This is a genomic window from Desulfovibrio sp. SGI.169 (genome assembly GCF_050313595.1).
GTDB lineage: Bacteria > Desulfobacterota > Desulfovibrionia > Desulfovibrionales > Desulfovibrionaceae > Desulfovibrio.
On record NZ_JBNPLS010000047.1, the window covers coordinates 1 to 8,911 of the forward strand.

The 8,911-nt window shown below is 49.0% G+C and carries 9 protein-coding genes; 4 read left to right on the forward strand and 5 right to left on the reverse strand.

Annotated features, from left to right (window positions below; all coding sequences use genetic code 11):
* Nucleotides 1-354 precede the first annotated feature (354 nt).
* The 4 genes from ACQRA4_RS13075 to ACQRA4_RS13090 all read left to right on the forward strand — a co-directional run bounded on the left by ACQRA4_RS13075 (nucleotide 355) and on the right by ACQRA4_RS13090 (nucleotide 2,756).
* Entirely contained in the window at nucleotides 355-519 is a 165-nt protein-coding gene (locus ACQRA4_RS13075; RefSeq protein ID WP_427823502.1) for a hypothetical protein, read from the forward strand.
* A 180-nt stretch (nucleotides 520-699) separates the two neighbouring features.
* Nucleotides 700-1,134 carry a hypothetical protein gene (locus ACQRA4_RS13080; protein ID WP_427823503.1) on the forward strand — a complete coding sequence of 145 codons (435 nt, stop codon included), beginning with the start codon at nucleotides 700-702 and terminating at the stop codon, nucleotides 1,132-1,134.
* 81 nt (nucleotides 1,135-1,215) lie between these two features.
* Entirely contained in the window at nucleotides 1,216-1,959 is a 744-nt protein-coding gene (locus ACQRA4_RS13085) for a hypothetical protein (RefSeq protein WP_427823504.1), read from the forward strand.
* Nucleotides 1,956-2,756: a hypothetical protein gene (locus tag ACQRA4_RS13090; protein WP_427823505.1), complete on the forward strand. Its 801-nt coding sequence runs from the start codon at nucleotides 1,956-1,958 to the stop codon at nucleotides 2,754-2,756. The genes ACQRA4_RS13085 and ACQRA4_RS13090 overlap by 4 nt, the downstream gene beginning before the upstream one ends.
* 58 nt (nucleotides 2,757-2,814) lie before the next feature.
* Here the strand turns inward: ACQRA4_RS13090 and ACQRA4_RS13095 are convergent, their stop codons facing one another.
* From ACQRA4_RS13095 to ACQRA4_RS13115, 5 genes are all read right to left on the reverse strand, one after another.
* Nucleotides 2,815-3,207 (reverse strand): hypothetical protein, encoded by a 393-nt coding sequence (locus ACQRA4_RS13095; protein WP_427823506.1) that lies wholly within the window; start codon nucleotides 3,205-3,207, stop codon nucleotides 2,815-2,817.
* 48 nt (nucleotides 3,208-3,255) lie between these two features.
* The gene (locus tag ACQRA4_RS13100; protein ID WP_427823507.1) at nucleotides 3,256-3,480 is read right to left on the reverse strand and encodes a helix-turn-helix transcriptional regulator; all 225 of its coding nucleotides are present in this window, start codon (nucleotides 3,478-3,480) and stop codon (nucleotides 3,256-3,258) included.
* 17 nt (nucleotides 3,481-3,497) lie between these two features.
* The gene (locus tag ACQRA4_RS13105; RefSeq protein ID WP_427823508.1) at nucleotides 3,498-4,775 is read right to left on the reverse strand and encodes a tyrosine-type recombinase/integrase; all 1,278 of its coding nucleotides are present in this window, start codon (nucleotides 4,773-4,775) and stop codon (nucleotides 3,498-3,500) included.
* Nucleotides 4,776-4,832: 57 nt separating this feature from the next.
* Nucleotides 4,833-8,690, reverse strand: a complete 3,858-nt coding sequence (locus tag ACQRA4_RS13110; RefSeq protein ID WP_427823509.1) for an Eco57I restriction-modification methylase domain-containing protein — start codon at nucleotides 8,688-8,690, stop codon at nucleotides 4,833-4,835.
* 51 nt (nucleotides 8,691-8,741) lie between these two features.
* Nucleotides 8,742-8,911 (reverse strand): AbrB/MazE/SpoVT family DNA-binding domain-containing protein (locus tag ACQRA4_RS13115; RefSeq protein ID WP_427823510.1); only part of this gene is annotated, 170 nt, incomplete at its 5' end.

Sequence of the window (8,911 nt, forward strand, 5' to 3'; positions counted from 1 at the left end):
AGTCAAAGGAAGCACCAGGCAGAAAGCACAAAGCAGCGATGCAAAAAAGCGTCTCCCATCGTTCACGGTTTTCCCGCATACCGTTATCCCGTTCGTCGGATGTTTACCCGATGCCGCTGTCATACCTGCCAGACGTGCGCCGAATACAACTCCGCTTCATGCCTGATACGCACTCGCCACATTCTTGATGCCCGCATCATGCGTACCTGCTTTTGCACGGATACTTGCTTATTTGTCCGGCCTTGTCTCCGAGGGCCAGCCTACGTTTCGTCTATACGCTATGCGTATTGACTCACGGCTGGCGAGGGGCATCGCCCCTTCGAACCCCGGAAAGCCCAACGCTCAGCCTTGCAAATGGCACAGGGCAAGTATGATGAGGCAAACCGGCACGAGCTTGCCACGAGAGGCGATGCTCAGAATGTACGCATTGAAATTAAAAAGGTTCGCGAGGAACTCAAGACAGATATCAAAAAAGTGAAGGCTGAAATCCAGACAACGGAACTCCGCCTGCTCAAGTGACAAATCGGTATCATGTTGGTTAGCCCCGGGGGGCTTGCCGCCATTATGGCAAAGGCTTTGGCTGGCGTTCTGGTTTCCCTTTTTTCTTCTCTTCCACCTGTCTCCGGGCGGCTTTTGGGTTGCCCCATACTTGAGTTAACGATATGCGTGGAGGAACGAAGTGCTACATGAGGAGAAAGCATGAACGCAGCCATTAAAAACATTGGAGCAATCGTCATTTCTGGGCTTCTGTTGCAGGGCTGTAGCGTCGGTATGGCCATGAGTGGAAAAAAGCAACCAGAGCTCGGAGCTGTCCGAGTAGGGGCTACTCGTGGAGAAATCGAACTTCATCTTGGCTCACCGGTGGAAATCACGGAAGTCAATGGAAGTCGCGTTGATATTTACGAATATGAGATCGGCAATGAACCTTCCGCTGGACGTGCTATAGGCCACGGGGTCATGGACATTTTAACTCTCGGTATATGGGAAGTCGTAGGCACTCCCGTTGAAGGATTTCAAGGTGAAAAGAAGCGCCTCATGATTACATATAATGAGGATGATACTGTGGCCAGCATAGGTGCTGCGCCTATGCCCCAAAAAAATTCAAAATTGGACGACTCAAGGAATAATCAATAAAACTAGCTGAATTGATTTTACTATTTTCATTTGCCATGTGTTGATGCATAATATTCTTTGCAAGGAGTTATGGTGGCATAGATGAAAGTTGATACAGATAATTTACCTATAGTTTGTAAGGAGCAAATTTCGTCTGCTATTATATGGGAGCTTATATACCAACTTATGAGGCGTTATCAATTAAAGTACGATTTGCGCGTATGGGAAACTCATCCTTGTAGTGGTCAATATGATTGCCTGTCATTATACTTAAAAAAGAAAAATAATATAATTAAAGTATTTGATTTTAATCTTCAAGCCAATTCTCTCCATATATGGAAAGGTGGCAATTATGTCGAGCGGTTAGATATAGTTAATGAGTATATTGGATCGGATAATCCAAAGAATTTATTAGATAAAATTTCGTCATTAGCTGGATTAGACCCGATTAGTAAGTTACCAATATCAAATGCACCAATATTAGCATGTGGATTTATTGCTTCATATTTTAAGCTACACATATTTTCACCCAATAAGCTAAAGGCTCTTATGGCTTATTTTGATAGTAGTGGGTATGGAGATGGTTTGCGAAAAGATAAAATAGAAAAATTTCCTATATTAGCAAAATGCTTGTCAGATAATAATGGTCATATTGAATATTGGTATAAATATTATTTTATTGAAAATATATCATCAAAGAAAACTGTTTTTCTCGTAGATATGTCAGGTAAAGTTGTCTCTAGAGGCGGACACATATTAATATTGAATGATGTTTATAATGATAGCAATAGGGATATAAATATGATGACGTTTTCAATCATTAAAAAAATGGGAGGTCAATTTTGAAAAAATTAGAAGAAGCTCTTGTTTCAATGGGAAAGAAAAAATTTGACCACCCTGAAGATAATGCTGTCCATATAATAGAAGTTGAACCGGAAGCTCAAAAACTAATAGAAGATTTGCAGAATTATCCACACGCCTACGTTTTTTCATGTCTAATGGATAGACAGATTTCTGCAAAAAAAGCTTGGGAAATTCCATATAAAATAAAATGTTCTCTTAAAATTAAAACATTTGATATCAATGAATTATCAAAAATAAGTAAACAAGAATATATAGACTTATTTACTAAAGAAAAACTTCATCGATTTTGTCGTGGAATGGCTGAAATATTTTATGATGGTATTCAAAGAATCATAACACAATACGAAGGGGATGCTTCTAAAATATGGAGTGGCGAACCTTCAAGTTCAAAAGTTGTTTATAATTTTTTACAGTTTAATGGATGTGGTATAAAAATTGCCACTATGGCAACTAATATTCTCGCCCGTCAATATAGAATTAAATATTCTGATTATATGTCAGTTGACGTTTCTCCAGATGTTCATGTCCGTAGAACAATGACAAGACTTGGACTAATCCCGAAGAATATCAAGTTATCAAATGGAAAAGATGATATTAATAAAATAAATGAGTTAATAATATATAAAGCAAGAGAAATTCATCCGTCATATCCAGGTATAATTGATTATTCATTGTGGAATATTGGTAGAGATCTTTGCCACCCCAATAATCCAGATTGTGCTAAATGTGAATTATCTATGTATTGTCTGTATCATAAGAATAACAACTGTATGGTGTAAGTACATGCCATTAGAGATTTTTCTAATGCGGCAAGACCATGCTACTCAGGCAAAATTCCTAGCACAAGTACTGACCAGTCTGATAGGAAGTAGAACCTTCAGAAATCTTCTGGCTGGGCGGGGTGTGTCTGACTTCATAGCGATTTTCATATGAAGTCCACACCGAAAATTTGCGAGCCTCCCACTGTTTTTTTTGTCCTGTCTTTTGCCTTTTTGCGAGCGTGAGAAGCGCAGCGCCGAACGCGCTTTGGAGTCCAGAGGCGAAGCCTTTGGCAGGATGAGGGGCTGCGTAGCACAACCCCCATCCTGCCACGAAGAACCCGCCTCGTTTTCGGGAAAAAGCCGTATCATTTGTGGCGAGTGAATGGGGCGTTTTGTTTGCTCGGTTTTCGGGAACCATAGCGAAAAACTGCGTATGAAGCAAAAAGAAAGCGGCGCGGTCAAGGTTCATACCCTGGTCGCGCCGCGTTCGGGAAACGGGTCAGATAGGAAAGGCATTTCAGTCCTGTGATTCGGTATTTTCCCCTGTTATGTTCTGGCCGGAAAGTCCCCTGACGAGGGCAGAAATGTCCGCTGACCGCCAGACTGTTGTGCGCGGCCCCAACTTTATGGGTTTGGGATAACGTCCGTCTTTGCAGCCCTGCCACCACGCGCTTTTGCTGATGGGGATAATCTTCAATACCTGCGGCAAACGCAGCAGAGAATTATTGTTTATATCCTGCATACTATTTCTCCAACATATCAAGTTGATGAATTGGATACGAATGATTTTTTTTCATTCGCATATTCCCTTGTTTTCCGTCCAGACAACGGTTTCTTTTCGTACTCTGGACGCGCCTTTTCCTTCAGTTCGTCGCAGTAATCCGCCCACACCTGCATCATCTTGTGCCGTTCAGGGAGATACTGCGCATAATTGTATGCCGCACGGACGCCGTTATGTTCCTGATGGGCAAGCTGCCTTTCAATCCAGTCGCTGTTGAAGCCAAGCTCATTCAGCAGCGTTGAAGCCATTGCCCTGAATCCATGTATGGAATGTTCTTCTTTTGTGTATCCCATCAGCCGCAAGGCATTCAGCATACTGCTATGGCCAATCGGTTTTGATAACGTCCTGATGGATGGAAAGACATAGTTGTAATTCCCTGAAAATTTGTGCAGGTCGGCAAGGATTTCCAGAACCTGCCTTGACAGGGGCACAATATGCGGTTCCTTCATTTTCATTCTTGATGCCGGAATGCGCCATTCCTTTTTCTCGAAATCAATTTCATCCCATGTTGCCTTGCCGAGTTCGCCTGACCGTAAAAAGACAAGCGGCAGAATTTTTATCGCGCATTGAATTTGATAGCTCCCAACATAGTTGTCGATATCCAGAAGCAGCTTTCCAACCATTCGAGTGTCTTTTATCGCGGCTCTGTGGGTAACCTGAACAGTCGGCAACGCGCCACGCAAATCCGCGGCTATATTATGCTTGCATCTGCCGGTGGCGACGGCATACCGGAATATCCTCCCGACCTGTTCCAGCATTTTTTTGGCAATGAGGAGCTTGCCGCGCTCAACAAGCGGTTTGACAGCCGCAAGAATATCCTGCGCTTCAATCATGCTTATGGGCATTTTGCCAAGTGTGGGAAACAGATAGAGTTCCATTCTGCGCATAAGGCGGATTTTGTAACTTTCTGACCCAATGTGACCTGTTTTGGTCTGATGCCATTCTCTGGCCAGATTCTCGAAAATGCGGTTTTCTTCCTCCAGCTTGGCCGCTTCAACCGCCTTTTTGTGGCGAGACGGATCAATGCCTTCGGCCAGCAGCTTCTTTGCGGCGTCCCTGCGTTCCCGCGCCATCTTCAGGGTAACGGCGGGATATTTGCCGAAACTCAACAGCTTGCTTTTCCGGTTGTACCGATAGGTCATGCGCCAGAGCTTTGAGCCGTTGGCGGGAACATAAAGGAACAATCCGCCGCCATCGGCGTATTTTTTGGGGCTTTCAGCGGCTTTCACATTCTTGATAAAGGCGTCCGTCAGCATTACACTTCTCCTTGCGGGTATTGGATGTGAATGTTCTTTACTGGACAAAAAATCATGCTATATCAAATAGTAATGTTGATATTGCAAGATTTTTGCTACCCGCAAATATACCAGCAAATAAGCTGGATGCAAGCCGGTTTTGCCGGATTTCACTGGACGAACAAAATGAAATAAAACTAGTAATTGCAAGTAGATAAGTATGATATAAGGCAATATGAAATTGCAATGGTGAGACTGGTTGGGGACGACGACCATCGGCTTGGAGACAAAGCCCATGCGTTTGGATTCCATGATGGTGGCAATGCAGGCCATTGTCTTGCCCGCGCCGACAACATGATCGTAAAGGGCGGTTCCTTCCTGAATGGCCCTCCAGACAACATCTTTCTGATGCGGGCGGAGCTTCACTTCTGCTGATGCTCCGACCAGCTCAAGATGGGAGCCGTCATAGCGAGGCGGTACATGCGTATTGAATCGGTCATTATACAATCTGGACAGACGTACCCGCCGGTCGTCATCCGTCCATATCCAGTCCACAAAGGCCTGCCGGATTTCATCGGCCTTTTGCATGGCAGCCGCCGTCAGCTCCTGATCCAGCTCCAGAATCGGCCTGCCCTGTTCATCCCGCTGACCGGTGTCTTTTTCCACCTTGATGGGCTTGTTCATGAGCAGGGCTTCGATAATCCTGCTTGCCGGATATTCGGGAATGCCCCAGACGCTGGTATTCAAGGCTCCATCGGTAATACCCACATGCGCATTCCACCTGCCGAGCGTCGGCAGATATTCCACGCGCTGGAAGCCGTGCCCGCCATGCAGATGTTCAATAAACGCGGATACCACGTCAGGCGGCAGCCAGGTTGAACCAAGTTTTACCCCGATGTCCACGGCTTCGATGTTGGGGGGCTGCGCGGCTGTCAGAGCTTCCACATTGCTTAGAAAACGGCTGTCCGTTCTGGCGGCTTCCTGTGCCTGTCGCAGTTTTTCCCGAACATTACCGGTCAGGTACTTGTCGCGTATCTCCCAGAGTTCCGTCCCCGGATTGAGAAAAATCAGTCCCTGCCCCTGCAATTCCTGCCGCACCGTATCGGCAGGCTTCCCAAGAAGCTGCTCCATACGAGCAAAGTCCACCCTGCCGCTTTCCCTCAAGGCAATCAACAGCGCATCCTTGAGGCTGTCGGCAGTCTGCGCGGTTTCCGCCGGTTTGAGAACACGCTGCCGGAAGATAGCCGCCTTTCGTGCGGAAGCCGGTCTGGCGGCTCTGCCGGTCTTGCGGGCCATATCCGGGGAAATGCCCTTGTCATACTCCATTTCCAGCGATTCCAGCAGCGAGTGTTCCGGGTCGCTCCGCATGAGGCCGCGATTGGTCTGGGAATTGAGGTGTCCGTACTTTTTGACAAAGGCGTCATATTGGACGTTGAGCCTCTGGCGCAGGGCTGTCATCCGGCCTTCATCGGCGTCGGCGGACTTTTCCGTATTGATGAGTTCGCGCAGGGTGTCCCGAATTTGAATCATGGAAACAAGGCGCAGACGGGCCGTTTCATTCTTGACCGGAAAAATATCATAGTCGTTTTCACCGAAAGCGGCAGCGGTCTTGAAGACAATCTTCCGGCTTTGCGGCTCGACGCACAGGGCGTCCGTTTTCAGGGACTGGAAATACGGGCTGCGAATGAAATCGGCGTTGCGCGTCCTGACTTCCGTATTGAGCGGGTCTCTCTTGCGCGGTACGAAACAGTCCGCCGGAAGCTCGTCCAGCCGCGCGGCGATTTCCTGTCCCAAATCCGCATGGGCCGGATCGGGCAGGCAGGTCAGCGCCCCCTCGAACATTCGCCCGGAATAGGCCAGTGTGCCGATGATTTGCCGGGGATTTTCCGCAAAGTAGCTGTTGACTGTGGCCGCTCGCCTGTCGCCGCTCTGGGGGTCGTCCACATCAATGGAGACCGTGTTCACCCAGTCCCTGCTGCGTTTGTTTTCGCCGTCGTGCCGCTGGAAAAATATGATGTCGGTCGTAACATCGGTGAGGGCGTTCTGACGAAAGGCTGTTTCCGGCAGGCGGATAGCGCCAAGCAGGTCGGCCTGCCCCGCAATATGCTCACGGGCCGTGGGGTCGGCGGCATCCATGAAATAACGGCTGACCACAAAGACCGCGACGCCGCCTTCGCGCAGCAGGCTGATTGACTTGGCAAGAAAATAATTGTGGATGGAAAATTTCCGCAGCTCAGGGAAATCCGGGTCGTACAGCGCCTGTTTGCCGAAGGGGGGATTACCCACTACGGCGTCGAAAAATCCGCTGCTGAGTCGGGTATTCTGAAAACCGTTATGTATATGATGCTCATTGGGATAGAGATACCGCGCTATGGCGGAAGTCGTGGGATCGAGTTCCACGGCGAGAAATTTCGCATTGAGAGTTTCAGGGCAAAGGCCAAGGAAGTTGCCGATCCCCACCGAAGGTTCCAAAATCCTGAGCGGTTCCCCTGTGTCAAGGCCGAGGCGGGAAAGCCCCTGATAGATACCGTTGATAACGGTTTCCGATGTATAGTGCGCGTCTTGTGTTGAGCGGCGGGCAGCCGCATAGTCATCCGGGGAAAGCAGCCCCTGCAATTCCCGGTATTCAGCGGCCCATTGTTCGTTTTTGGCATCAAAGACCTGCGGCAGCCCGCCCCAGCCCACATAACGGACAAGAACTTTCTGTTCCTCCGGCGTGGCCAGTTCCGCGTTGTTGGCCTGGAGCTGTTTAAGCAGGCGTATGGCGGCGATATTGTCCGCATACTTGGTTTTCGCGCCGCCAACGCCCAGCCTGTCTTCGGAGGTTATTCGGTAATTTTCAGGCTCATGTCGATGCCCATGCTCTGCAATATCTCGGAGTCCGACATCCCCCGCAGGCTCGCCTGCCGGGAGGTCTCGCTGCTCAGGGCTTCCGCTTCCTTCTGCTGTTGCCCGTACAGTTTCACCATGAAGGGGATGTTCCCCATCGCCTCCAGCTTCTTCAGTTCTTCGGGGCTGTTCAGTGCCCAGCGATCCAGTATCGAATAGCCCAAACTGGTGTATCCCCCGCTTCGCACGTCGTTGATTGTTTCGGGCTTGAGAACCTTTCTTGCGATTTCGAGCGGAAAGGTTTGTCTGTCGAGCATGTTGCACCTCCCAGGGAAGGGTTTGGGTGAAATGTGAAATTTCCTGCACGGTCAGGTAGTCGTCCGCTCCGTCCTCAAAGAGTTTTTCAGGAGATCGTTTGTTCCCGTCAACGACCTGCATGATGTCCGGGTTGGAGCTGTACATGCGGGAGCCGTCTTGCAGTTCATATACGGAATCGCCCTTGCCGTTGACGCCAAGGCGTCTTTTGTCCCCGTCATTGGTAGGAAAGGGAAAAAGCTTTTCTTCTCGTGCGGGTTCCGGCTGGTCCGTCGCCTCTTTTTCCAGCGCGGTCTCCGGCGTGGCGGCTTGTCCCGCATGTTGTTGCTCCAAAGAAAGGGAATGCTGTTGTCTGAAGTCTGCAACTTCCTGAACTGTCAGGAAGTTATGGTTATTTTGCAGGAACAGTTCTTCCGGCGTGCTGCCGTCTCCGTCAACGGTCTGCATGAATTCGGGATTACGGCTGTACATCCGTACCCCGTTTTCCATTTCATATACCGTCTCTCCACGTTTGTTGAGGCCAAGCGGCGTCATCGTTTTCGGAGAATTGCCGAGCAGCTCGAACCAGTCTCTGGAAGGCACGGGCTGCCTGTCTTCCTGAATGTTCTGTCTTTCTGATGCGGGGATGGCGCTTGCAGACCGCTGTTCACCACCCGGAGAAGACGCTGACTGCGCTGCTTCCCGCATGTCGTCCTGAATATTTTCTTTCCGTATTTCTTCGATCTGGTTCGCCATGATGTCGAAGAGCGACAACTGGCGGGGATCGTGTGTCTGCTTGCGCCGTCTGGCCATGCGTTCCCATCCTTGTCTGGACGGCGGGAAGGCGGCGCAATGTTTGCGGCGCTATTCCTTTCCGCCGGAATGTTCGTCAGGGGCGAATTTCAGCTTTTCAGCGTTTTCAATGAAAACTCGCCCGTTTTCTTCAATAAAGACAACCTTGTCCCCTTCCTTGACGCCGAGCTTTTGCCGGATTTCGCGGGGGAGCGTGAGTTGGCAGCGTGAGGTGAGCTTGG